We start from the raw sequence: 22914 nt of genomic DNA, 5'->3' as shown, positions 1-22914 counted from the left end.
AACTCGGAACACCCAGCTCAGAACTCCAACCACCCAGCTCAGAACTCGGAACACCCAGCTCAGAACTCCAACCACCCAGCTCAGAACTCGGAACACCAAGCTCAGAACTCCAACCACCCAGCTCAGAACTCCACCCACCCAGCTCAGAACTCCCCCCTCCCCCCTCACTCACTGTAGATTCCGCTCTCTGGCACCAATGGTCAGGCGCACGAAACATTCTCGTCATGCGGTTAGACAATATTGGCGACGTGTTGATGATTAGTCCCGCGTTGCATGCCATCAAAGACGCTCTGCCAGAAGCACGTCTGACGCTAATGGCGAGTCCGGGTGGTACCAAGGCGGCAGCATTGCTTCCGTGGCTCGATGACGTGCTGACCTGTCGTGCTCTGTGGCAAGATTTAGGCAAGCTTCCCTTTGATCCCGATCGCGAAGGGGCATTAATCGCTACACTGCGCGATCGTCAGTTTGATGCTGCTATTATTTTCACCAGCTTCAGCCAAACGCCCCATCCAGCCGCTTTCATGTGTTACCTGGCAGGCATTCCCCTGCGCTTGGGCGAGTCAAAAGAATGGGGTGGTGCCGTCTTAAGCACGGAAGTCAAAGCGGCTCCCGATACCATTCATCAAGTAGAGCGTAACTTACGCTTAATTGAAGCCGTCGGGTTTCCAGTGCGCGATCGCAGTCTTTGCCTTCACATCCCCGAAGCGGCTCAACAACGTGCCATCGTCAAACTACAGGAGCATGGGCTAGAACCGGGTGAGCCATACCTATTGCTAAACCCCTGGACAAGCTGTCAGTCGCGCAACTATGCCGTTGATCGGTTTGCGATCGCGGCTCACCAGTTAGCTGAACGCACGGGCGATCGCGTGGTTGTCACTGGAATGGCAAGCGATCGTCCTCACAGTGCGCCGCTACTCGATCGTTTAGGCACTCATGCCATTAATTTAATTGGTGATACCGATCTCAGCGAGTTAGCAGCACTCATCGCCAATGCCCGACTGATGTTAAGCAACAACACATCTACCATGCATCTTGCCGATGCCACCCGTACCCCTAGCGTAATCCTCTTTGCAGGCACCGAATACGAATCGCAATGGCAACCGCGCTCTACTAACGCCAAACTGCTGCGCCAGCCGACAGTCTGTAGCCCCTGCTATGCGTTCACCTGCCCCTACAACCTGGAGTGTTTAGATATTCCACCAGAGACCGTTGTAGCGACTGGATTAACGCTGTTGGGCATGGCTGAATGAAATATGAACGTGTCGCGCCCTCTCCCTAGCCCTCTCCCACAGGAGACTTCCGAAAGCCCTTCTCCTTGGGGAGAAGGGTGGGGATGAGGGTAAATTAGTTGCAGATCTCATAAAGCCATGATTCAGGTTACTCTCATTGCAGGCACCTACCAACCGACACGCTGTGGAGTGGCTCACTACACCGATCGCCTCCGCACAAACCTTGATCTTCTAGGCATTCCATCAACTGTTCTGACCACTCATGCTGCTGCCAAAACATTGAACGCACCAGATGTTATTGGTGCTGTGCACGATTGGCAGGTCAGTGAGTTAGGGGCATTGGTGCGATCGCTCCACACTAGACCCACAGACATTCTGCACATTCAGCACGCGGCTGGCACCTATGGATTTGAACGTGCCATTTTTCTCCTACCATTGCTGCTGAGAGCAACGGGATGGCGCAAACCGATCGTCACAACAGTCCACGAATACGGCTGGTGGGAATGGAGACCTCAATGGCTATCCGCATCTCTGTTGGAATGGCTAAAACAATGGGGACAACAGCATACCTGGTGGGATCGTGAGGATGGCTTTCTGCTCACCTGTAGCGATGCCATCCTCACAACCAACACTGATGCTGAAACGGTGCTGCGAGAACGGCTGCCCGCGTTTGACGATCGTATCCATCGCCTTGCGATCGCCCCTAATATTGAAGTCACTCCCATTGATCAAACTACGGCTCGTCAAACGTTGCGTCAAACCTGTAATTGGTCAAATGAAACCGAGATTATTGCCTTCTTTGGTTTTCTACATCCCGTGAAAGGGCTAGAAACACTGTTAGTCGCCTTCAAGCAGATTATTGCAACCAAACCACACGTGCGTCTACTCCTCATCGGTGGAGTCGAAAGTCTGGCGTTGGTGGGTGAGCAAGCCGCAACCTATTGGCACAAACTACATACGTTGGTCACCACATTAGGGTTAGATGGAAATGTCCATTTCACGGGCTATATCTCTGCTGAAGCTGCCTCACGCTATCTGGCAGGTGCTGATCTCGGTGTGCTGCCATTCCATCATGGCGTGACACTAAAAAGTGGTTCCCTTCTGACCCTCCTGGCACACGGTTTGCCTGTCGTTGCTACACGTCCTGAATCACCCGATCGTGAACTTGATCATTGCCTAACATTCATCTCTCCTCGTGATCCCACTGGTTTAGCGATCGCGCTCGTTGAGCTATTGAACGATCGCGCCAAACGCCATCAGCTCAGCATGGCTGGTTACACCGTTGTCCAAAACCTGACATGGGACGCGATCGCAAAAACACATTTGCAGCTCTATCAATCTGTTCTGCATTAGTAGGATGCGAGTTGGATGAGAATATGTGTTGAAATGCTGATGCAGCAGTGGCTCTAGACAAAGCACTGCTGGCAAGAACCCTCTGTGGAAACTGCCAGCAGTTTTTTAACACTATCTTTTGTGGTGTTCTATTAATCACGTGGACGCGGCACACGAAAGCGGGACGATCGCGGCATTGCCAGGACATCTCGCCAGATTTGTTCGTATCGCTTTGCCATTTGTGGAGCCGTGAACCGCGCGATCGCGACTTCTCGTCCACATTGACCGAGGCGATCGCGCAGTGTGGCATCCGCTTTCAGGCAACGCAACGCTGAGACGAGACCCATCACATCATCTTTCTCAATGAGAAACCCCGTCTCACCGTGAATAACGGCTTCTGCGATGCTGCCAACCTTCGTCGCCACTACTGGACGGGCTGCCAACATGGCTTCTACAATCGCCAATGGAAAGCCCTCAGAGCGCGATGGCAAAACGAACACATCAAAGTTGGGTAAGTAAGCGCGTGGCTCATCGACCCATCCCGGCAATGTAACGCGATCGCGAATGCCAAGTTCCATCGCCAGTTGTTCCAATGTCGCGCGTTGCTCACCTTCACCCAGAATCACGACATCAACATCATCCACCTGCGCGATCGCTCGTAGTAAAATATCATGTGCTTTCATTGCATCTAGCCGTCCCACGCTGCCAACAACAAGCCTGTCATCCTTACGCAGCGGTGATTCTACCGCGCCCATTTCTCTATCAGGTACACCGTTTGGTACCGATAGAATGGTGTTTCGACCCAGGGCATAAAAGTCCTCCATCCGTCTTGCTGATGCGTCACCCACCGCTACATGAGCATCCACACGTAGAGACAATGCTCGCGTACGCCACAGCTCGATCGCGTCAGTCGTTCGCAGGGGCAATTGATCCACACGAACAATACGCACTGTTGGTAGAGTTAATGCTGCTGTTAGCCCAATCGCACAAGCCCAGGGTGTACATAGGTTGAAATGTATAAGATCTGGACGCAATTGATGCAACGTTGCGATGTGAGCTGCGATCGCCTGCACTCCTTTGGCAGGTAAAACCACATGCGTTGACTGAGGACGCTTGGCTGCGATCGTCTCTACAACGATCTGCGAAACCCCCACTACAGTAAGCGTAATGTCTGGTGATATATGGGCAACTAGATGTCCTAGACTAATCTCTGCTCCACCAATTCCCATCGCGTCAGTATAAACGATCGCTCGTAATGAGCACTCATCTGATTCAAGGGATGCCATACGCGTTTTCATCACTACAGCGCTGCTTTGCTAGAGAGTTGACCCAACCCGAAGAACGTTCATAGGCTTTTGCTATCTCTCTACAGTGACTGCTTAGGAGTTGTACAGAAATAACAGCATGGTCTGTAGCTGTCAGCCGTCAGCGAAAAGCTGATCGCTGACCGCTGATCCAAAAGTGTGTAGTTATTTTTTAGCAAGCTCTTGCACCTGGTTAAATTACACTTACGTATTCCTTCAACCGTGTCAACCAGCTTTGTCAGCGTCAATTTGCTGGAATTACATTTGATACAGTCAGATTTATCTTGGCTCTTATGCTTGCTCAGGCTCTGTCTTCTGACAGACGGAGGCAAACCTGTTTATCAGTAGATTTAGTGCACAAGCTTAAAATGAACGCTACTAATTACTTTGAGCGTTGGATGCCATTGCTCTAAACCGCCCGCAAAGTATATGTCCACTACGGACATTGCGTTAACCAGTTGAAAACCGTTTTAAGGAGCAAAATGCAGTTAAAGCCGATAGAGCAGCAGGTCGTCGCGATCGTTGGCGCATCAAGTGGCATTGGACGTGAAGCAGCTCTTCGTTTTGCAAGACGTGGCGCAAGTGTTGTAGTCGCGGCTCGCGGCGAGGCAGGACTTCAGTCTTTGGTGGATGAGATTCATCAGTTTGGTGGTAAAGCGACAGAGATCGTAGCTGATGTCTCAGTGTTTGAGCAAGTGAAAGCCATTGCAGACAAGACGATCGCCACTTACGGTCGCTTAGACACGTGGGTTCATTCGTCTGCCACTGCTGTCATTGCCCCGTTTGAACAGGTTACACCCGATGAGTTTCGTCGCGTGATTGATGTCACTTTGATGGGGCAAGTGTATGGAGCAATGGTGGCATTGCCGCACCTGAAGCGTGAAGGGCGTGGCGCGCTGCTCCACATCTCCTCAATGGAAGGGAGACGAGCATTGCCCTTACAAAGTTCTTATTCCTCAGCCAAGCATGGTGTAGAAGGCTTTCTAGAATCGTTACGGGTTGAGTTGAAGCATGAAGGTAGTGACGTTAGCGTTACTAGCATTAAGCCAGCGGTAATCAACACGCCCTTTTACAACAATGTATTGACCAAACTAGGTGTGAAACCAACTGGCATACCACCCTACTACGCACCGAGCCTCGTTGCTGATGCTGTCCTCTACACCGCAGAACATCCAACACGCGACTTTATTGTTGGCGATGTTGGTAAAGTACTGGATGTATTGCAGCGCCTATCGCCCTCATTAGTTGATGCTTTGCTGGTATTAGCTGGCTTCCAGGGTCAACGAACTGATGAACTGAAGTCGGCAGATGCACCCAATAACCTTTACGAACCAGTGTCAGAAAACGATCGCGTTGAAGGCGATTTTGGTCACCTTGAAATTCCTAGCCTAACCGATTGGCTCGATCGCAACCCTGCTATCGGCTGGGGAGCGGCTGGAACGGCTTTAGGTGCAGCTTTTCTAGCTCTATTGGCTACACAGGCGTTTGGTAAAGATGGTTGAGACTTGATCAAAACAGGCAGTTGATGCTGAATTAAGTGAAACGCTCACGGGAGAATGCAAAACATGGAAGAAACAATCACACCACAAAATTCGCAAGAATCAGACAATGCTCCTAGTGATATCGAACGCTGGGCATCGGTGATTGGTGGTGGTGCAATGGTGCTGTTTGGCTTACAGCAAGGTTCGCTGCGCGGTATTTTGACAGCAGTAGCAGGCGGTAGTCTTGCCTATCACGGTGTTCAAGGTCAAAAAAGCTTACCGGATGCAGTCATTGAAGCCGTTGGGATCAACAAAACGCTTCGGGTGGAAAAAACAGTCACCATTAATCGATCAGCCGAAGAACTTTACAACTATTGGCGCAACTTTGAGCAATTGCCTAGCTTTATGAAGCACATTCAATCCATTACTGTGATTGATCGGCGTCGATCGCACTGGGTGGCTAAAGCACCTTTGGGGCAAAGCATTGAGTGGGATGCGGATATTCTCGACGATCGACCGAATGAGCTTATTGCATGGGCATCGGTTGAAGGTGCTGATGTCGATCATTCTGGTTTCGTCCGCTTCAAACCTGCTCCTGCCGATCGTGGTACAGAAGTAAAAGTCGTGACTGAATACAATCCACCCGGTGGTGCTGTTGGGGTTGCTTTTGCTAAGCTTTTTGGCGAAGCACCAGAACAACAGATTGGTGACGAGCTGAGCCGTTTTAAGCAATTGATGGAGACGGGTGAAATCGCTACCACTGAAGGTCAATCCTCAGGTAGAAGTTAGAATTAGCGTCAAGATGAACAGAGAACTTAGTTCAAGCGCTGTTTTAATCAGCTTGAAGGTTTTGGCACTTACTAAGCTGTTATGCATTTAAGTTTTTTCAAAGCGATCGAAGCCAGTAAAGAGTTTCAGCCTCTTAAATACCCAGTTTGAATGATGAACAGCTTATTATCCAATCTGTACCAGCCGATTCAGGTTTTTCGTTACGATCAGACACTTAAAACAATTTACATCCAGTCTGTCATGGCTGACGAGATTGCATTGATCGTCAAAAAAGATGGCAATGGTTATTAGAACATTGCTCTCGCCACATTACATTTGAGATTGTCAGGCATTTTGGCAATGATTGGAAAGAGACATACTATAAAAACAAACGCTACTAGTGAGGGTTTCAATATCTAGTTAGAATTGAGGTGCTGATTGGGGAACAAGTATGAGAACGTTTACAGCGATCGTTGAGCAAGATTCTGAGACAAATCTGTATGTTGGCTATGTTCCTGGCTTTCCTGGTGCCCATTCTCAGGGTGAGACATTGGATGAGTTGCACGAGAACTTACAGGAAGTCATTGAGACGCTTCTGGAAGATGAGCAAGTCAGATTTGATACAACGTTTGTTGGCACTCAACAAATCGTCGTTGGGTAGACAATGGGCAGCATTCCTGTTTTGAAGCCTCAAGCAGCAGTTCGGATTCTAGAAAACCTTGGCTTTGTAGAAGTGCGCCAAAAAGGATCACCTAAGCAGTTTCGTCACGAGGATGGTCGAGCAACCACAGTGCCATTCCACAAAGGGCGCGACATTTCTCCCAGTTTGTTGCGGCAGATTGCCAGCAATATTAATTTGACAGTCGAGGAGCTGCTGGAAGCTCGTTGAAAACGCTTGGGTCATGTCTGGATCGGTTGGGCGATCGTCCATGCAACATCATTACAGCCGTAGACGATCATGACTTTGATGCCAAAATTCAAGCCGCTATTTTGCGACAAAGGCAAGCAGCAGGCGACAATGGTGAGGCAACGGTTTAGCCACGATCGACCATAATGCAAGACGACATTCTTCAGAAAGAGCAGCAATTTCATGACCAGTGGGCAGCGGTCATCGACGTAGACGGTATTCGCGTTGCCGACTATTTTGAGGCGTGTACCGCACCGGAAAATCGCTTTATTCTCAAGCAGTTGGGTGATCTGCGCGGCAAGTATCTGCTAGATTTGGGCTGTGGTGCTGGTGAAAACAGCGTGTATTTTGCAACCAAAGGGGCACGCTGCGTGGCGGCTGACTATTCACCGGGCATGGTGGATGTGGCGCTCAAACTGGCAGCGACGAATCAGGTTGAGGTTGAGGGGAAAGTGGTGAATGCAATGGCGATCGACTTCCCCGACAACACCTTCGACATTGTGTATGCCTCAAACCTGCTGCATCATATTCCCGATCCCTGTCTTGCGATTCAGGAAATGTATCGGGTCTTAAAGCCGGGAGGCAAAGCCTGTTTTTGGGATCCACTGAAGCATAATCCCGTAATCAACGTCTATCGTCGCATTGCGACAAAAGTACGGACAGAAGACGAAACGCCGTTAGATATCAATATCACTAATTTTGTGCGATCGCGCTTTGCCGAAACTCATTACGATACCTTCTGGCTGGCGACCCTCTGGATTTTCCTGCGCTTTTACCTGATCGAAAAGGTGAACCCAAACGAGGAACGCTACTGGAAAAAGATTATTCTGGAACACGAGCGGTTAGAGCCTGACTATAAGCGGTTAGAAACGCTCGATCGGGCGCTGAAAGCCTTACCATTGACAAAACGGTTTGCCTGGAATCTGGCAGTTGTGGCAACAAAATAAACAGCACTATGACTCAACGGCAGCGATCGCGATTCTGGCAACACGTTTGGATTTATGGGATGTTGGGCGCGATCGCGATCGCCATGCTCATTCCATTGGTGTGGTTGATCAGTACCTCGCTGAAATCTCCCACAGAGGATATTTTCCAGTTTCCGCCACAGCTATTTCCCACCCAGCCGACCTTTCAGAATTTTGTCACGGTCTGGAAAGCGAACCCGTTTGGGCGCTATTTGTTGAACAGTACGATCGTAGCAGTCTTGACGGTTGGGTTGAATTTGCTGCTTTGTGCGCTGGCAGCCTATCCGCTGGCACGGCTCAACTTTCGAGGGCGAGAAGTCTTTTTTACGCTGATCGTTGCCACGATTATGATTCCGTTTCAGATTGTGATGATTCCGCTGTACGTGCTGGCAGTGCAGTTGGGGTTGCGGAATAGTTATCTGGGCGTAATTTTTCCGGCGATCGCCTCTGCGTTTGGCATCTTCTTATTACGACAAGCATTTCAAGGCGTACCCAAAGAATTAGAAGAAGCAGGACGGATGGATGGCTGCTCGGAACTGGGCATCTGGTGGTACGTGATGATCCCCGCGATTCGTCCCGCGCTGGTGACGCTGGCAATCTTTGTGTTCATTGGCTCCTGGAGCGATTTTCTGTGGCCCCTGATTGTGCTCGATCGCCCCGAATACTACACTCTCCCGCTCGGTGTCGCAACGCTGGCAGGCACCTTTTCGCTCGACTGGCGCTTGATTGCAGCAGGTTCTGTGATTTCGATCGCGCCCATTTTGCTCTTCTTCATTGCCATGCAACACTACATCGTCCCCACCGAATCTGGGAGTGGGGTAAAAGGATAGCTTTGGGCGACTCACTTCGCTTTAAAACAGTCCTGATGACAAATATCCTAAATTAGCTTGAGCAGAGAAACGGAACTCAACTGTAGATCCACTTATCCCGATGGTATACAGCAAAATATTCGTCGTGCAATCACCAATCTCAAATGTTTGTAGTGAAGGTTAATCTAAAGTTCAAAGCAGTTTGAGTTTTGAACTTTAGAAATGAAACAGAACCTATCAACACCGCAAGCAAATCTGAAATTAGCACTTTGGAATGCCGAGGCTGAATCGTTAAGTAGTAGCGAACTTTATATAAAGCTGCAAGAACTCGATCTTCCCGAAGAAGTTGTCAGTCGATTGCACCAAATTCTGACCTACACCAAGAAAGTAGCAGGCAAAGTTTTTTCGGTCGGGAAGATTGTACTCCTCAAAGTTATCGAGTTTGTGAAAGCGCATCCTTTTCTAGTTGCAGGCGCTGGAATCGGGGCAGTAATTGGTGGTGCCATTGCAGGTTTAATAACCTCAATACCGTTTCTAGGTCAACTTCTAGCACCAATAGCAGCAATATTAGGCATAACCATTACAGCAGTTGGCGCAGTCATTGGACACAGACTTGATAAACAGTTTCAAGGTGTGGGTGAAGATATTGTTGAAATTGCCCAACACTTCTTTGCACTTCTTAAAGATGTGTTCAGTACTGTGTTTCCCAATACCACCACTGCTTAACTTTTATTTCTAAATCTCTAAAACCCAAAATGTCGAACACTCAAAATTTCACAAAGGAACAGCTTCTCAAAGCTATCGAGCGGTTAGAACAAAATCCAGATGATAAAGTTGGAATTCTTGCTAGTGTTGGAATTACTGCATTAGGTGCTGTTGGTACTGGTGCTGCTGCTGCAATCTTTGGAGCAACAACAGCTTCTATCCCAATCATTACAGCTTTAACAGGTTTCACTTTGACTGTGGCTGCTGCTCCCGTTGCGCTTGTAGCTGGTGCTGCTGTAGCTGGTGGAGCCGCCTTTTATGGCATATCGAGATTCGTTAAAGATGGCGGTTTTCAGGAAGGTAAACGTGATCAACTATCGAAAGAATACTGGGACAAGCTGAAAGATCTCCAGGCAAGAGAGAGGCGCTCTGAGGTCAAGCAGCATGACATTACGGACTTTTACGTATTTTTAAAAGAACCGCTTAGGCTTGATTTAATAAGTGTCGAAGATGCTCAACAATTAATTCAAGCTGTGGAAAATGGGCAAATTCCTTTGAGCGAGGCGTACGAGCTGGTAGGACAACTCCTGTGGGATGAGCAACCAATTTTGAGGGAGCAACCAACCCAGCAGGAGAAGATTATTACTGCCTGCCCACACTGCTCTCAAAAGCTTCATGTACCGATCGCTTTAGGAGCATTGACCCTTAACTGTCCAAAGTGTCAATTTAGCTGGTGGTTTTGGTCTCCAGCCTCACAAGGTAACGCAAGAGAAAAGCATATAACTAAGACCAGCAACGCATGGTGCAATAATTGCAGAAGCAAGTTTGGGACAGGCAGTTGTAAAGCATGTAGAGCAGCAATTAGGCGCTAATACGATAGCTCTAATGAAAGATCTCGTTAACCAAGGGTACAACTTGTCTAGAACCAAGCATCGGTACTAATGCTGTTTTGAGCAGGTTTAAAGCATGATTCACTAAACAGCACCGAACTACTTGCTGACTGACGGCTGAATGCTAATTGGCTTCGATGGGTAGGCAATGCGTTGATGATTCGATTGCTGCCAGACCTCGACAAAAACGGTGGCGATTTTAGACATATCATCGCGGGTGAGACCGGAATCAATCAGTTGTTTTTCTTGCCAGCGGGCGCGAAGGATTTTATTGATCATCGACAGAGCTTCTTTGGGCGTGGCATCTTTGAGCGATCGCAGTGCCGCCTCGCAGGAATCAGCCAGCATCACAATGCCAGTCTCACGCGATTGGGGTGCGGGTCCATCGTACTGAAAGTCTAAATCCTTGATTGGCGGCATGGGCTTGCTGTTTGCCAGAGCTTCCTGCACCTGTTGCTGCGCCTGATGGTAGAAGTAGGCGATCATCATCGTGCCTTGATGCTCAGGAATAAATGACTGCACGGCTTTGGGCAGACGGTACTTTCGCGCCATCACGATGCCTTCGGTAACATGTTTTTTGATGATGGCAGCGCTTTTCCAGGGGTGATCGATCAGGTCGTGCTTGTTGGGTCCACCCATCTGATTCTCAATAAAGCCCAGGGGATCGTGCATTTTGCCAATGTCGTGATAAAGGGTGCCAGCCCTGACCAGTTCGACGTTGCAGCCCAACACCCGCGCCGCTGCCTCTGCTAACGTGGCGACAAACAGCGTGTGCTGGAAGGTGCCGGGGGTTTTGGCGGCTAGTTGCTTGAGTAAAGGACGGTTGGGGTTTGCCAGTTCCACCAAACGAATGGTCGTCACAAGGTCAAATAGTTGCTCCAGATAGGGGCTGACCCCGATCGCCACAATACTCCAGGCAAGCCCGATTAGCCCATGAATGACCGTTGAGCCAAGGAGGGTGTAAAAGCCCGCGCCCGAAACCACGTTCAATAGCAGGTAAAGCACCCCTTGAAGGACACCCACGGCGGTTCCCAGCAATGCCAGCTCTTCGCGCGATCGCAGCCGTCCTGCCATATAGCCGCACAAGATGCCGCCTACCGCACTCGAAAGCAGATGGCTCCACGGCAGTACCGCGCCAATGGGCAAACAGAGCGCTAACAAAACCGTAGCTGCAATACCTAGCGGAGAGCCATAGAAGCTACCTACTAAAAGACCGATGGCTGGCAAATTTGTTGAGGGGACATGCAGCGCCAGCAGCAGCGGTGTACTGAAGGTCAGCAGCACAATCAGAATGCGATCGCGGCAACGCATTCCCGGATGAAATCGACGCTCTACAAGCCAATAGATCCCGACAGCGCCACCCACCACTACGCCGAAGCCCATTAACCCGTACCAATCCACGCCACGACGGCTCAGCTTGAACTTATCTAGCAGGGCGAAGTCAGCCGTGCTGATGATCTCGCCAGAATGCACAATAACCTCACCTTGACGAATCGATACCATTTCTGGCTTCACGTCTTGTGCTGCTCGTTCGGCGCTCAGTCGAGTTTGGGTCTCATCGCGTGTCAGGTTAGGCTGGAGCGATGCCAGCAAAATATTTGTCGCGATCGGCTCTGCGCCTGTGGGTACCCAATCCTTCACCTGTAGTCTGACTGCCTCATTCAGAATGGACTGTGGCAACTCTAAGGGAATGCCTTGCGCCAGAATGCGATCGGCTGCCTGGAGAATACGCGTTTGCGTTTGCCGCCATTCTGGATCGGTCAAGTCAAGCAGTGATGCATCGTAACTGGGTTTGCTCCCTGGAGTCGATGTTCCCGGAGTGGGTGTTTGAGATAGTGACTTGAGCGCAGCGACGTAGCGCGATCGCGCTTCCGTAATTGCGTCCGTTAAAGCGTTGTAGTCAGTTGCGCCAACCGTCCGACGGTACGATCGCAGTTCGGCAAACACTTTTTGCTGGGTTGCATCCAAAGCTGCTGTTTGGGGTTCGCGTCGAGCGGTTGCTGTATCAAGACGGGTTGGCACCCGGTTTACAGCCGTAGCAACCTGATTCCAATCTTGTGCAGAGGCTTTTCGCAAGTACGTTTGTATAGGAAGAGACAACGTAGCCGTTTTGGCAAACGGAAAGGCACCTGCCAGGTGCCTCAGTTCATTGCCCTGGTTTAACTGCTGCTGAATTGTTTGCTCAATGCGCTGGTTCATTAACTGATCCAGCATGAGTACCGAGGTTGCCTCTTTTCGAGCGACCTTGCGTTTTTCCTCTGTGGCTTTAGTATCTTCAACCGTAACGGTGGCGGGTGCAACGATGGTCTGTGGCGTAGCCTTACCCACATCCAACTTTGGCGCGTTGTAGAAGCGATGCCCGATCACACTGGTCAGAGAGACAACGGTAACGGCAACGAGCAAATAAGAACGAGACGCACTGCCTGGAGCAACTCTCAGCTTGGACACAGGTTGTCCATTCAGTTGCCCAGAGGAGCCGTTTGAACTCACTGGCAGCGGTTGAGTTGATTGACTCGATCGCGCTGAGGGCAAAAGCTGGTGCAGAAGAGTATGTTCGTTCAAGCTCTGACGCAACAGCGCTTCCCACTTTGTCCACAGTTGCCTGCCGCGATTGAAGCTCGGTGCTTCCAACGGTTGCGTCAGGCGATGAAGCAATTTCATAGTGACACGCGGTCGCCCCACCCGTGGCAGCGACTTTGAATGGGATAACGAGACGGAGCGAGAACGATCGACATAGCCCTTCCATTATAGAAACCCGTTTTACCTTTGCAGCGGAGCCTCACCACACACCTTTATAGACGTTGATCAGCACTTTAACGAGGACGAATCACCCCAGGAGCGGCGATCGCAGATGCGTTGGTTACGGTTCCTGAAGCGTAAACACCTGACCAAACGGCAAACAGACGGGCTGCCAGCTGATTCATCTCTTCGCTAGAAAGCCCCCATAGCAAAGGGATTGAGCTATTTATCCGCCATGACAATGGCAGTCCGTTGAGGCTGTTATGAGCACCGCTCAAGGCACCCGTCAAGGCACATGCCGCTGGCGCAACCTCACCGCTACGCGCCGCCCGCAACAGTGATAGACGCAGATCGTCTGGCGTACTCAGGAAACAGTAGAAGGCGATCGCGATCGCCCTGCTCTCCGATTGAGTGGTTACAGCTCGTAGCTGTTCGATCGCGGCGTAAAGTCCGGCACCATGTTGGAGAAGAGTCTGAACCTGCTCCAACGTCTTCGTCAAATTTAGCAGGGAAGCGGTTGGCTTGGCAGTACTCTGTTTGAGGTAAGCAAGGATTTGGGGCAACAGGGTCAGGCGTTCCAGGCGCTCTTTCAGTACCTGCGCGATCGCATAGCCGATCGCCAGCAGCCCAGCTTCACCATCGGGCGGAGCTTGCCAGAGCTGAACTGTTTGTACCAATAGCTGCTGTTGTCTGATTTCACTATCATAAAAGAATAAGGCGATGGGGAGTGTAGCCAGTGCTCCTTCCGCCGCCTTCAAGGAAGCGCGCGGTTTGCCCAATGCTGCACCAACCGCCAACCGATCAGCCGCAAGGCGAACGCCGATCGCCGCCATTTCCAGCTCGTGCCAGCTACCAGCTTGAACGAGCGCACGAGCACAACGAACTGCGGCACTACCCCAAGGGGCTGAAGACGTAGAAGAAATGCTGCGTCCAGAGGCACTCCCAGGATGCCAACTGGTGAGATTAGCCGGAGCCAGGGCTGACAGATCTTGCCTTAATCCAGTGGTGCCGTCCGGTGTTGAAGGTTGTCCTAACCGACTGTAAGTCCCCAACTCATCACCCAACGCCGCTACCAGCAGTGTTCCTTGAAAGCGGCTCAATAGTGAATGGCGCATCGATCGTCGATTACTCCTACTACGTCTTGCTCAACGTGGACATGGTTATGGTAGAAACGGCACATCGTGCGATCGTTGCTGTAAAACAGATATCACAACTCATCCCACCTTCATGGCTCTTGTCTGTTCTTGTCTGTATGGTATGACGATCCGCTTCGATCGTTCTCGCACATGCTTCAGAGGTGATTTAAGAAACTCTCTGGTTGTATTTGATCCTGACTCATCTATAGTATCTCTAGGGTAAATTTACTGGATGGAAACCGCTCTGATGAGCATCTTCACCCCCTCAACCGCCTGTTTGTCAAAAAATATTCTCACCGATCGGCGTTTTGAATCATCGTTCAATTCTTTCTAGAAGGATTCCAGCAATGGGTAACACGCGGGCAGACTCATCTAAGCCTCCGACGTTAATTTTTTGGCTGCTTCGCCGCACAGCCTTCAGTTTGTCGGCAATCAGCTTAGGCTATACCGCCCTCGTTTACGCTACGACAGCGAGTGCTTTTAGCCAGACAACTGGTGCCGCAGCCACCGAGTCAATCGGAGCCACTCCCACTGATGCACTCATGCGTCCGACGCTAAAACCGGGTAGTCGAGGATCTGAGGTGACTGAGCTGCAAGCAACCCTTAAACTATTGGGATACTACGGGGGCAGAGTCGATGGGGTCTATGGTCAGAGCACTGTTTCGGCTGTTTCCCAGTTTCAGCAAGCGGCTGGCTTGAGTGCAGACGGTGTTACAGGTCCAGCAACCTGGAATCGTCTTTTTCCAGCGATCGCAGAGATGCCTAGCCCAGCCCCGATAGCGGCAACTCCAACCCCCACTCCAACCACGAGCAGCCCCGTATCACCTTCAGTCGGCAGCGGCTCAGCATCATTCCCGATTCCTACGGGGGCAAGCCCAGCACCCTCAAGCAATGTGCCTGCTGCCAGCCCTCGCCCCGCTGTGAAACCTGCTTCGACTAAAGTGGCTCCAACACGGGCTAAACCAGCCAAAGAAGCCCGTCCGGCAGCAGTGAATACACCAACCACTGCATCGGTAGCGCTGCCGATCTTAAAGCAGGGTATGAAGGGATCGGCTGTGCTGGTGCTGCAAGAACGGCTACAATCGCTCGGTATCTTAAAAGGTGCAGCCGATGGCACGTTTGGTGCCGAAACGTTGACGGCTGTGAAGGCTGCACAACGACGCTTTAAGCTTGAGCCGGATGGGGTGGTTGGTGCGGGAACATGGGGCGCTCTACTGAGATAGTACTGAATTTCAGTAAATTTCGCGTCGCTGCAAGGTCTTGTCTATCCATAAACTAAGTGTGGCGATCGCAAATCGTCCGTTGTTGCACGGAATTGTCTCAGCCGTTGTCAGAAGATCTGCGGATTGTACCCAGAGGCTTTGCAGTTTCACGGTCTGTCTGCTCGATCGTTGCAGGCGGCAGCTTGCAACCATTTTTTCGCATTAGCCCTTAAAAAGGCAGTTAGAGAAAGGCAGTTAAAAAGTGACTGTACACATGAAAGGGTTTATGGCTAAGCGACCGCGATCGAAACTGGCAGAGCAAAGTTTAACTCAGGGAAACCTGCTGCACCGGATGACTAACCGGATTCGGCAGTCTCTCGAGCTGCAAGAGATTCTCTCTGCCACGGTAGCGGAGATCCAGTCGTTTTTGGGCACCGATCGCGTCAAGATTTACCGCTTCCAACCCGATGGTACGGGAGTGGTCATTGCAGAAGCAACCGATCTGACACGCTTGCCGTCCTTGATGGGATTATACTTTCCAGCGACTGATATTCCTGCTGCTTCCAGAGAACTGTTCATTAAAGCGCGGCAGCGTTGCATTGTTGACGTGCCATCGCAAAGCGTTACCCTCAGTCGGTTAGAGCATCCCCAAACGCCGGGAGCATTGACCCTAGAGGACGTGCAAACGTTGCCGATCGAAGCGGTATTACGCCGTCCGGTTGATCCCTGCCACATAAAGTATCTGACAGCGATGGGGGTACAGTCCTCGCTCGTCATCCCGATTTTTCACCGTCAAGATTTGTGGGGGCTGCTCGTCTCTCATCACGCTACACCCAAGCAATTCTCCGAAAAGCGTCTAAAGACAGTGCAGATGGTGGCGGATCATGTGTCGATCGCGATCGCTCAATCCCAACTGCTCACCAATACCCGTGCGAAAGCCGATCGGGAAGCCATCATCAATCAGATTTCAACGCTGTTACACTCACCGATGCCCATCTACGAGGTACTACAGCTTGTCCTGGAACAGGTTGTTAAGGTAACTGGGTGTGCTGCGGGTCGTCTTTATCTAGCGTCAAATGAAGTCGATGCCATGACGCAGATTTACACTACAGGTCAGCAACCAGATGATCTCAGTCAAGACCAACCGCTAGAAGCCGCTTCTTTCTGGCAGCAGCTATTTACATCGGTCGAACTGCCTCCGCCATCGATAGAAGGCTTGCTGGATGAATGGGCAGAGCTAAATCTAGAGCACGATGCCCTCAACTATTTAACCGTAGAAAACCCGGCTGGGTGCAGCCCTAGAGTAGTGCCCGATTTGTACCAGGAACCACTGCTAGAAGAGGTGCGATCGGGCTTTCGCAGCACTCACATTCGCAGCCTACTGGTGATGCCCTTGCGCTACGGGGATCTACCCCTGGGTTGCCTGACGCTCTTCCGCGACGAAATTGACACGAATATTCTCTGGGCTGGTCGGTTTGACCCGGATGAACGGAATCAGCGCGTGCGAGAGTCATTTGCGGCTTGGCAAGAACTCAAGCATGGACAAGTGCAGCAGTGGACGACAAACGAACTTGAACTGGTGCGATCGCTGGGGACACACCTGACGATGGCGATCATGCAAAATCGACTCTACCGCTGCGAACGCGAACAGCGCATTCTGGTCGAAATGCGGAACCGTGAGCTTAACGTGGCACGCACATCGGCTGAAGAAGCAAGCCGCCTCAAGTCCGACTTTCTCTCCTCCACCAGCCACGAACTAAGAACCCCGCTTGCCTCTACGCTGAACTATCTTGAGCTGCTGAAGCAGGGCTTGTATGACAACCCAGAGGAACTGCAAGAATATATCAACGTTGCTTATCATTCAGCGGAGAATTTAGTTGATATCATCAACTAAATTCTTGATATTGCCAAAATTGAGGCAGGGCGAATGTCTGTTCAGTGGGAACTGATTGACCTGCAAAAACTTTTGCAAACACAAGCGGATCTCTTCCAGCTAGAGAGCCGTCAAAAGGGCATTCCCCTCTTGATTGATTGCCAGGTGAGCTGCGTCCGAGCAGATGTGGTCAAACTGAGACAAATTCTGACGAATCTGCTGGCAAACGCCTTTAAGTTTACTCACTCTGGCGACGTGCGTGTGCGTGTCCTTCGATGCATTCAAACGATCGACCAGTCACCCCAGCAGGTCATCGAAATTTCGGTTGCCGATACGGGCATTGGCATCGATCGTGAGCATAAAGACTTACTCTTTGAACCATTCGTACAGGCAGATGGTTCGATCAAACGCCGCTACGGTGGCACGGGTCTAGGGCTGACCATTTGCAAGCGCCTGGTGGAATTGATGAACGGACAAATTTGGCTAGAAAGCCCCGGCAAGGAGCAAGGCACGACCATCAGGTTTACTATCCCTGATCCATCACTCTAGCCGTAAGCAGCCCACAATTACTGTTGTAGGTCGGAAAAGAGCGATCTACTCCCGTTCCATGTCTGCGTATCCGTTTTGATACAAGAGAAGAAAAACCATGTGTGGCTGGAATGTACTTTTGGTTGATGATGACGCACTGTTGGCAAAAGGAACTGCCAAACTGATTCAGCGGTTGGGTGGACATCAGGTTGTCATTGCAGATGAGCCTGCCGCGATCGTTTCGTGCTGTCGATCGCAGCCTACTGACATTGTGCTGATGGATGTCAACTTACCCGGAGCTGAATGGGAGGGACAAGCGATCAGTGGTGCCGACCTGGCACGCTTTCTCAAAAACCACCCCGAAACCTCACATTTGCCAATTATTCTTGTCACTGCCTATGCCATGCTCAATGAGCGTGAGGGGTTGCTGAAACGATCGCAAGCCGATGCACTTTGCGTCAAGCCCATCACCAATTACCAGGCGCTGCTAGAACTCATCGATCGCCTCTGCAAGGGCGGGCAGCTTCAGGATGAGGGGGGAGGGGAGTGAAGTGATGGAGGGGAGTGGGGAGTGGGGAGTGGGGAGTAGGGGTGAGGCAGGGGAAGTTTTGAGTTTTAAATAGCACTTTGCGCCGATACGCTAAAAAGCTTTGAATACAGTTTTTAGCCTTTAGCCTTTAGCCTTTAGCCTTTAGCCTTTGTCTTCTGCCTCCTGCCCTCTTCCTACTCATCCGGCATCTCAACCAGCACCGTTACTGATGCGACGGCGACCAGCATTTCATCGTTTTTGTCATTGAGTGACGCGATCGCTCGTCCTTGAACAATCATGCCGCCAGCCTCTACTTTGAGCGTTTTGCGTCCAAAGGGCAGCACTGCCAGCACGTCCGCTTCTCGCACCTGATCGGGGTACGGTACCGCTACCTGAACCTCGACCAGCATCTGATCGGGATCGCTTAAACCAGCGACTTCCCAAATGCCAGGAAGGGCGTTGTGTGCGATCGCGTTACGGACAGCACGAGCCGCTGCAACAGTTGGTTCCTGCCCGTGTTGGTCAACGCCCATACCCATTTCGATCACGAAGCGTTTGCGAGACATAGCACCTCTAGTAAGACTGGACATTGAGTCTGGATTATTGCTGAGATTCTGCGAGGAGATCGCCGATCGCGGCAATGAGCAGGAACACGCCTGCGATCGCCAGCGCCATTACCTGACTGTGCGTGCTGGAAAGCACTACTAAGCTAATCACAACCAGCGTTGGTAATTTCGTTTTGACCACGGAGTCGCAGACGTTACGCAAATCTCTGGTCACTTTTTCCCGTTCTGTTGGCGTTTTGCTGCCTGTGACATAGCGCCAAAGCTGTCCCGTTTGCAGAAGCATGAATAGTTTACTGCGCGTTGCCGGGTAGAAATCAGGCTGAAGGCTCAAAGCCTCATCGAAATTTGCGATCGCGGCATCAAAGCGGCGCAATTTCCGTAAGGCAAGCCCCCGTTGATGCCAGAGCCGATAGCGCTTCGGCTCTGCCTGCAACAGTTTGTCGTAGCTAGAAATGGCTTCTTCATAGCGACCCAGCTTTTGTAGTGCCGCGCCTCGGTTGCCCCAGGTGAATGGCTCGTCTGGTTTCAAAGCCAGCGCCTTGTCGTAGCTGACCACCGCTTCTTCGTAGCGTCCTTGACGGTTGAGGGCATCGCTCAGGGTGCTCCATGCTTGATGGTCATCAGGGTTTAGTTCCAGGGCACGATCGCAACTGTTCGCTGCTGCTTCATGTCGTCCCAGACGATATAGGGCTGCACCCTTCACGCTCCAGGCTTCAGCGGACGATGGCTCCAGCTCCAGGGCACGATCGCAACTGACGATCGCGGTCTCCTGCTCTCCTGCCTTCAGCAAAGCAGCAGCATGACCCGCCCACACATCGTGCCAACCGGGTCGTAGGGTCAGTGCCTCAGCAAAACTGGCGATCGCGGTATTCACGTCGTGAGTGTCTAACGCTTGTCGCCCTTGCTGATACAGCAGTAATGCCTTCAAAGCGTCAGCCGTTTGCTGATCGGTCAATCTCTGACCACGCGCTTCGGGTGAGAGATTCCAGTATTGTTGATAGTCCGTTTCGGAAAAATCTTCATGCCAACTCATAGGAAGATCGCCCATCGATAGTAGACTGACGGAGGCAGGGGAAAGGGGAAAGGCTAAAGGCTAAAAAATAAAGGCTAGAGGCTGAAATTTTGAGTTGAAAATTTTGTTCTTGATTTCTAAGTCTATTGACCACTGAATTTTGATCCTTCATCCTTTAGCCTTTCCCTCTACCTTTCTAACAACCAACAACCAACAACTTTAAAGTGCCGTTATGAGTACTGAACTTGACCCTACAACACAATCGAAAAAGCAGGTTGGAGCGGCTGCCGCTGCACGAGTGCAGTCAGGTTCCATTGTAGGACTCGGCACTGGGTCAACGACAGCGTTTGCGATTCAGTCGTTGGGCGATCGGCTCAAAAGTGGCGATCTGAAGGACATCAAAGGCGTGAGTACCTCGTTTCAGGCGATCGTGCTGGCAAAAGAATACGGCATTCCGCTGACGACGCTAGATGAGGTCGATCGCATTGATATCGCGATCGATGGTGCCGATGAGGTTGACCCGCAGAAGAATCTGATCAAAGGTGGCGGCGCGGCTCACACCCAGGAAAAGATTGTCGATGCCTTCGCCGATCAATTCATTGTCGTAGTCGATAGTGGCAAGTTGGTTGCTAAGCTGGGCACGACATTTCTGTTGCCTGTAGAAGTGATTCCGATGGCGATGAGTCCCGTGATGAAGGCGATCGTGACATTGGGTGGCAAACCCCAACTCCGCATGGGGGTCAAAAAAGCAGGTCCTGTCATTACCGATCAAGGCAACTTTGTCATCGACGTAAAATTTGACAATGGTATTGATAACCCCGCTGAGCTAGAGAAAATTCTCAACAATATTCCTGGCGTTTTGGAGAATGGTTTGTTTGTCGGCGTTGCCAGCCTTGTCCTGGTCGGCGAAGTGAAAGATGGGAAGCCATCGGTAAGAGAGTTTTGAGGGATGAGAGCTGAAAGCTGAAAGCTGAAAGCTGAAGGCTGAAGGCTGAAGGCTGAGCCTCCTGCTTTCTCACAACGCCTTCTCGCTAAAAGGCAAAACTCAGGCTTCTTCGCTCTAGCTTGCGAATGATTGCAACAGAACGTTACGAAAGCAGTGCGTAGACCGTGAGCAGAACGTTTTAGACTTTTAAAGCGATCAGCGTTCAGCCGTTAGTGGTCAGCTTGAGTTTGATGCGCTTTAAGTCTCACAGGCTTCTAGTAAGTCACCAATCACTCGCTATCAACAACCCACTTCACCACATCATTCAGTCATTGGCTGCCGACGGCTGACCGCTCCCGCCAACTGCTCATCCCTTTGTCCTCTCGCCGCATTACTCCTATGTTTCCTAACCAGCGTCCCCGTCGTCTTCGCAGCCATCCTCAGCTTCGTCGGATGGTACGTGAAACAGTTGTCACCACGAGCGACTTAATCTATCCACTGTTTGCGGTGCCTGGGGAGGGCTTTGCAAAAGAAGTGCGATCGATGCCGGGTGTCTTTCAGCTTTCGGTAGACAAAATCGTGGAAGAAGCGAAGGAAGTCTACGACCTGGGTATTCCAGCGATCATTCTGTTTGGCATTCCTGCCGATAAAGATACGGATGCGACGGGTGCATGGCACGATCATGGCATTGTGCAAAAAGCGGCTACGGCGGTGAAGCAGGCGGTTCCCGATTTGCTTGTCATTGCTGACACCTGCCTTTGCGAATATACATCTCACGGGCACTGTGGCTATCTGCAAGTCGGTGATCTGAGTGGACGGGTATTGAACGATCCCACGCTGGAACTGCTGAAGAAAACCGCTGTTTCGCAGGCACAGGCAGGAGCCGACATCATTGCGCCATCGGGCATGATGGATGGGTTTGTGCAGGCGATTCGCGAAGGGCTGGATGCGGCAGGTTTTGAAGACACGCCGATCATGTCTTATGCGGCGAAGTATGCCTCTGCCTACTATGGTCCCTTTCGAGATGCGGCAGACTCTGCCCCTCAGTTTGGCGATCGACGCACCTACCAGATGGACCCTGGCAACGCCCGCGAGGCAATCAAAGAAATTGAACTCGACATCGCTGAAGGTGCCGATATGCTGATGGTGAAGCCCGCTCTGGCATATATGGACATCATTTGGCGCGTGAAAGAAGCAACCAATCTACCCGTTGCCGCTTATAACGTTTCCGGCGAATACTCCATGATTAAAGCCGCTGCCCTCAATGACTGGATCGACGAACAGCGTGTGGTGATGGAAACATTGACAGGCTTCAAACGTGCTGGAGCTGATTTGATCCTGACCTACCACGCTAAAGATGCGGCTCGCTGGCTGGGAGTGTAGCGATCAGATCAGTTTGTAGATGAGGGTCAAGAACATTCCCGACCCTTACTTTCATGATTTCTGCCCTGCCCTTGCTAAGTCTTCCGCTGAATCAGGTTTGGAAAATCCGGCACGAGCAACGATGCGTCCAACTGCCCTTGCTGATTGTAAAAGCTCATTACCCCACTCTTGCCGCAGAGCCAGACTTCTACTGCGCCTGCACCAAGGTAGAGTTCTTTCTTGACCAGCATTTCTTCGAGCGTGTTGCTGGCTGATTTCACTTCGACACAAATTTCGGGTGCGATCGAGGCAGCAGTCTCTTCTTCAATCACATCCAGGCGGCGATCGGAAACCCAAACAACATCAGCCACTTTAACGCCATCCGTCGTTTGAATGGCTAACTCTGGCATAACGGTTCCTGTTGACAACAAAGACTCCAGAAGGCTTTGAATCCTGCCTTGAAAAAAGGAATGCTTCACCTTGACAGGACTCATCACAATCTGCCCCCATTTATTCAGTTCAATCTTAAAGGGGAGATCTTGCAACGCTTTGTTGTCACACACTTCTTGCCAGTTCATCGCTAGAGCCTCGATCTTTGCAGACAACTATGATCGATCAGATACTCAGTCCATCTTAAAGTGGTTTTGGTCGC

25 protein-coding genes are annotated in these 22914 nt (G+C 51.0%); 18 read left to right on the top strand and 7 right to left on the bottom strand.

Annotation, left to right across the window (positions count from 1 at the left end):
* The first annotated feature begins 224 nt into the window (after window positions 1-224).
* Both AC5JO6_RS06360 and AC5JO6_RS06355 read left to right on the top strand, forming a co-directional pair.
* A complete protein-coding gene (locus AC5JO6_RS06360) occupies window positions 225-1250 on the top strand; it encodes a glycosyltransferase family 9 protein (protein WP_496080268.1) in 1026 nt (341 codons plus the stop codon).
* A gap of 117 nt (window positions 1251-1367) precedes the next feature.
* The gene (locus tag AC5JO6_RS06355; RefSeq protein WP_496080209.1) at window positions 1368-2582 is read left to right on the top strand and encodes a glycosyltransferase; all 1215 of its coding nucleotides are present in this window, start codon (window positions 1368-1370) and stop codon (window positions 2580-2582) included.
* 131 nt (window positions 2583-2713) lie between these two features.
* On the opposite strand, the gene AC5JO6_RS06350 is transcribed toward AC5JO6_RS06355, so the two are convergent.
* A complete protein-coding gene (locus AC5JO6_RS06350) occupies window positions 2714-3847 on the bottom strand; it encodes a glycosyltransferase (protein ID WP_496080208.1) in 1134 nt (377 codons plus the stop codon).
* A gap of 500 nt (window positions 3848-4347) precedes the next feature.
* Here AC5JO6_RS06350 and AC5JO6_RS06345 point away from each other — a divergent pair, with 500 nt between their 5' ends.
* The 10 genes from AC5JO6_RS06345 (at window position 4348) to AC5JO6_RS06300 (ending at window position 10372) form a co-directional block, all read left to right on the top strand.
* Entirely contained in the window at window positions 4348-5367 is a 1020-nt protein-coding gene (locus AC5JO6_RS06345; protein WP_496080207.1) for an SDR family oxidoreductase, read from the top strand.
* Window positions 5368-5430: 63 nt separating this feature from the next.
* Window positions 5431-6135: an SRPBCC family protein gene (locus AC5JO6_RS06340; protein WP_496080206.1), complete on the top strand. Its 705-nt coding sequence runs from the start codon at window positions 5431-5433 to the stop codon at window positions 6133-6135.
* A 150-nt stretch (window positions 6136-6285) separates the two neighbouring features.
* Window positions 6286-6426, top strand: a complete 141-nt coding sequence (locus AC5JO6_RS06335; protein WP_496080205.1) for a DUF6888 family protein — start codon at window positions 6286-6288, stop codon at window positions 6424-6426.
* Window positions 6427-6565: 139 nt separating this feature from the next.
* Window positions 6566-6775 (top strand): type II toxin-antitoxin system HicB family antitoxin, encoded by a 210-nt coding sequence (locus AC5JO6_RS06330; RefSeq protein WP_496080204.1) that lies wholly within the window; start codon window positions 6566-6568, stop codon window positions 6773-6775.
* 3 nt (window positions 6776-6778) lie between these two features.
* Complete coding sequence (locus AC5JO6_RS06325) at window positions 6779-7003, top strand: type II toxin-antitoxin system HicA family toxin (RefSeq protein WP_496080203.1); 225 nt, start codon at window positions 6779-6781, stop codon at window positions 7001-7003.
* A complete protein-coding gene (locus tag AC5JO6_RS06320) occupies window positions 7000-7152 on the top strand; it encodes a hypothetical protein (RefSeq protein WP_496080202.1) in 153 nt (50 codons plus the stop codon). The genes AC5JO6_RS06325 and AC5JO6_RS06320 overlap by 4 nt, the downstream gene beginning before the upstream one ends.
* Before the next feature lie 15 nt (window positions 7153-7167).
* A complete protein-coding gene (locus AC5JO6_RS06315; protein ID WP_496080201.1) occupies window positions 7168-7968 on the top strand; it encodes a class I SAM-dependent methyltransferase in 801 nt (266 codons plus the stop codon).
* A gap of 8 nt (window positions 7969-7976) precedes the next feature.
* The gene (locus AC5JO6_RS06310) at window positions 7977-8816 is read left to right on the top strand and encodes a carbohydrate ABC transporter permease (protein WP_496080200.1); all 840 of its coding nucleotides are present in this window, start codon (window positions 7977-7979) and stop codon (window positions 8814-8816) included.
* Window positions 8817-9017: 201 nt separating this feature from the next.
* Window positions 9018-9521, top strand: coding sequence for a hypothetical protein (locus tag AC5JO6_RS06305; protein WP_496080199.1), 504 nt, complete (start codon window positions 9018-9020; stop codon window positions 9519-9521).
* 29 nt (window positions 9522-9550) lie between these two features.
* On the top strand, window positions 9551-10372 hold the full coding sequence (locus AC5JO6_RS06300; RefSeq protein ID WP_496080198.1) for a hypothetical protein: 822 nt from the start codon (window positions 9551-9553) through the stop codon (window positions 10370-10372).
* A 117-nt stretch (window positions 10373-10489) separates the two neighbouring features.
* On the opposite strand, the gene AC5JO6_RS06295 is transcribed toward AC5JO6_RS06300, so the two are convergent.
* Together AC5JO6_RS06295 and AC5JO6_RS06290 are read right to left on the bottom strand one after the other, a co-directional pair.
* Entirely contained in the window at window positions 10490-13051 is a 2562-nt protein-coding gene (locus AC5JO6_RS06295) for an HD family phosphohydrolase (protein WP_496080197.1), read from the bottom strand.
* A gap of 152 nt (window positions 13052-13203) precedes the next feature.
* Entirely contained in the window at window positions 13204-14244 is a 1041-nt protein-coding gene (locus AC5JO6_RS06290; RefSeq protein ID WP_496080196.1) for an ADP-ribosylglycohydrolase family protein, read from the bottom strand.
* A 368-nt stretch (window positions 14245-14612) separates the two neighbouring features.
* On the opposite strand from AC5JO6_RS06290, the gene AC5JO6_RS06285 reads away from it, so the two are divergent.
* On the top strand, window positions 14613-15488 hold the full coding sequence (locus AC5JO6_RS06285; RefSeq protein ID WP_496080195.1) for a peptidoglycan-binding domain-containing protein: 876 nt from the start codon (window positions 14613-14615) through the stop codon (window positions 15486-15488).
* 9 nt (window positions 15489-15497) lie between these two features.
* Here the strand turns inward: AC5JO6_RS06285 and AC5JO6_RS06280 are convergent, their stop codons facing one another.
* Window positions 15498-15680, bottom strand: a complete 183-nt coding sequence (locus AC5JO6_RS06280; protein ID WP_496080194.1) for a hypothetical protein — start codon at window positions 15678-15680, stop codon at window positions 15498-15500.
* A 73-nt stretch (window positions 15681-15753) separates the two neighbouring features.
* On the opposite strand from AC5JO6_RS06280, the gene AC5JO6_RS06275 reads away from it, so the two are divergent.
* From AC5JO6_RS06275 to AC5JO6_RS06265, 3 genes are all read left to right on the top strand, one after another.
* Window positions 15754-17361, top strand: coding sequence for a sensor histidine kinase (locus AC5JO6_RS06275; protein WP_496080193.1), 1608 nt, complete (start codon window positions 15754-15756; stop codon window positions 17359-17361).
* 33 nt (window positions 17362-17394) lie between these two features.
* Window positions 17395-17889: an ATP-binding protein gene (locus AC5JO6_RS06270; protein WP_496080192.1), complete on the top strand. Its 495-nt coding sequence runs from the start codon at window positions 17395-17397 to the stop codon at window positions 17887-17889.
* 97 nt (window positions 17890-17986) lie between these two features.
* A complete protein-coding gene (locus tag AC5JO6_RS06265) occupies window positions 17987-18418 on the top strand; it encodes a response regulator (protein WP_496080191.1) in 432 nt (143 codons plus the stop codon).
* 173 nt (window positions 18419-18591) lie between these two features.
* On the opposite strand, the gene AC5JO6_RS06260 is transcribed toward AC5JO6_RS06265, so the two are convergent.
* On the bottom strand, window positions 18592-18963 hold the full coding sequence (locus AC5JO6_RS06260; protein ID WP_496080190.1) for a Lin0512 family protein: 372 nt from the start codon (window positions 18961-18963) through the stop codon (window positions 18592-18594).
* A gap of 34 nt (window positions 18964-18997) precedes the next feature.
* Entirely contained in the window at window positions 18998-20011 is a 1014-nt protein-coding gene (locus AC5JO6_RS06255; RefSeq protein ID WP_496080189.1) for a tetratricopeptide repeat protein, read from the bottom strand.
* A 196-nt stretch (window positions 20012-20207) separates the two neighbouring features.
* Between AC5JO6_RS06255 and rpiA the strand changes: the two genes are divergently transcribed.
* Both rpiA and hemB read left to right on the top strand, forming a co-directional pair.
* Window positions 20208-20921, top strand: a complete 714-nt coding sequence (gene rpiA, locus AC5JO6_RS06250) for a ribose-5-phosphate isomerase RpiA (RefSeq protein ID WP_496080188.1) — start codon at window positions 20208-20210, stop codon at window positions 20919-20921.
* Between the two features lie 378 nt (window positions 20922-21299).
* Window positions 21300-22283 (top strand): porphobilinogen synthase, encoded by a 984-nt coding sequence (gene hemB / locus AC5JO6_RS06245; protein WP_496080187.1) that lies wholly within the window; start codon window positions 21300-21302, stop codon window positions 22281-22283.
* 74 nt (window positions 22284-22357) lie between these two features.
* On the opposite strand, the gene AC5JO6_RS06240 is transcribed toward hemB, so the two are convergent.
* Entirely contained in the window at window positions 22358-22840 is a 483-nt protein-coding gene (locus tag AC5JO6_RS06240) for a Uma2 family endonuclease (RefSeq protein ID WP_496080186.1), read from the bottom strand.
* Window positions 22841-22914 lie beyond the last annotated feature (74 nt).

This window comes from Tildeniella sp., from assembly GCF_059505325.1.
The sequence above is the reverse complement of the archived record's forward strand: the minus strand, read 5'-3'. Positions and strand labels throughout refer to the sequence as shown.

Excerpts from the sequence above, each read along its gene's own strand:
- AC5JO6_RS06360 (WP_496080268.1), top strand. The coding sequence starts at position 225 with ATGCGGTTAGACAATATTGGCGACGTGTTGATGATTAGTCCCGCGTTG.
- AC5JO6_RS06355 (WP_496080209.1), top strand. The coding sequence starts at position 1,368 with ATGATTCAGGTTACTCTCATTGCAGGCACCTACCAACCGACACGCTGT.
- AC5JO6_RS06350 (WP_496080208.1), bottom strand. The coding sequence starts at position 3,847 with ATGGCATCCCTTGAATCAGATGAGTGCTCATTACGAGCGATCGTTTAT.
- AC5JO6_RS06345 (WP_496080207.1), top strand. The coding sequence starts at position 4,348 with ATGCAGTTAAAGCCGATAGAGCAGCAGGTCGTCGCGATCGTTGGCGCA.
- AC5JO6_RS06340 (WP_496080206.1), top strand. The coding sequence starts at position 5,431 with ATGGAAGAAACAATCACACCACAAAATTCGCAAGAATCAGACAATGCT.
- AC5JO6_RS06335 (WP_496080205.1), top strand. The coding sequence starts at position 6,286 with ATGATGAACAGCTTATTATCCAATCTGTACCAGCCGATTCAGGTTTTT.
- AC5JO6_RS06330 (WP_496080204.1), top strand. The coding sequence starts at position 6,566 with ATGAGAACGTTTACAGCGATCGTTGAGCAAGATTCTGAGACAAATCTG.
- AC5JO6_RS06325 (WP_496080203.1), top strand. The coding sequence starts at position 6,779 with ATGGGCAGCATTCCTGTTTTGAAGCCTCAAGCAGCAGTTCGGATTCTA.
- AC5JO6_RS06315 (WP_496080201.1), top strand. The coding sequence starts at position 7,168 with ATGCAAGACGACATTCTTCAGAAAGAGCAGCAATTTCATGACCAGTGG.
- AC5JO6_RS06310 (WP_496080200.1), top strand. The coding sequence starts at position 7,977 with ATGACTCAACGGCAGCGATCGCGATTCTGGCAACACGTTTGGATTTAT.
- AC5JO6_RS06305 (WP_496080199.1), top strand. The coding sequence starts at position 9,018 with ATGAAACAGAACCTATCAACACCGCAAGCAAATCTGAAATTAGCACTT.
- AC5JO6_RS06300 (WP_496080198.1), top strand. The coding sequence starts at position 9,551 with ATGTCGAACACTCAAAATTTCACAAAGGAACAGCTTCTCAAAGCTATC.
- AC5JO6_RS06295 (WP_496080197.1), bottom strand. The coding sequence starts at position 13,051 with ATGAAATTGCTTCATCGCCTGACGCAACCGTTGGAAGCACCGAGCTTC.
- AC5JO6_RS06290 (WP_496080196.1), bottom strand. The coding sequence starts at position 14,244 with ATGCGCCATTCACTATTGAGCCGCTTTCAAGGAACACTGCTGGTAGCG.
- AC5JO6_RS06285 (WP_496080195.1), top strand. The coding sequence starts at position 14,613 with ATGGGTAACACGCGGGCAGACTCATCTAAGCCTCCGACGTTAATTTTT.
- AC5JO6_RS06280 (WP_496080194.1), bottom strand. The coding sequence starts at position 15,680 with ATGGTTGCAAGCTGCCGCCTGCAACGATCGAGCAGACAGACCGTGAAA.
- AC5JO6_RS06275 (WP_496080193.1), top strand. The coding sequence starts at position 15,754 with ATGGCTAAGCGACCGCGATCGAAACTGGCAGAGCAAAGTTTAACTCAG.
- AC5JO6_RS06270 (WP_496080192.1), top strand. The coding sequence starts at position 17,395 with ATGTCTGTTCAGTGGGAACTGATTGACCTGCAAAAACTTTTGCAAACA.
- AC5JO6_RS06265 (WP_496080191.1), top strand. The coding sequence starts at position 17,987 with ATGTGTGGCTGGAATGTACTTTTGGTTGATGATGACGCACTGTTGGCA.
- AC5JO6_RS06260 (WP_496080190.1), bottom strand. The coding sequence starts at position 18,963 with ATGTCTCGCAAACGCTTCGTGATCGAAATGGGTATGGGCGTTGACCAA.
- AC5JO6_RS06255 (WP_496080189.1), bottom strand. The coding sequence starts at position 20,011 with ATGGGCGATCTTCCTATGAGTTGGCATGAAGATTTTTCCGAAACGGAC.
- rpiA (WP_496080188.1), top strand. The coding sequence starts at position 20,208 with ATGAGTACTGAACTTGACCCTACAACACAATCGAAAAAGCAGGTTGGA.
- hemB (WP_496080187.1), top strand. The coding sequence starts at position 21,300 with ATGTTTCCTAACCAGCGTCCCCGTCGTCTTCGCAGCCATCCTCAGCTT.
- AC5JO6_RS06240 (WP_496080186.1), bottom strand. The coding sequence starts at position 22,840 with ATGAACTGGCAAGAAGTGTGTGACAACAAAGCGTTGCAAGATCTCCCC.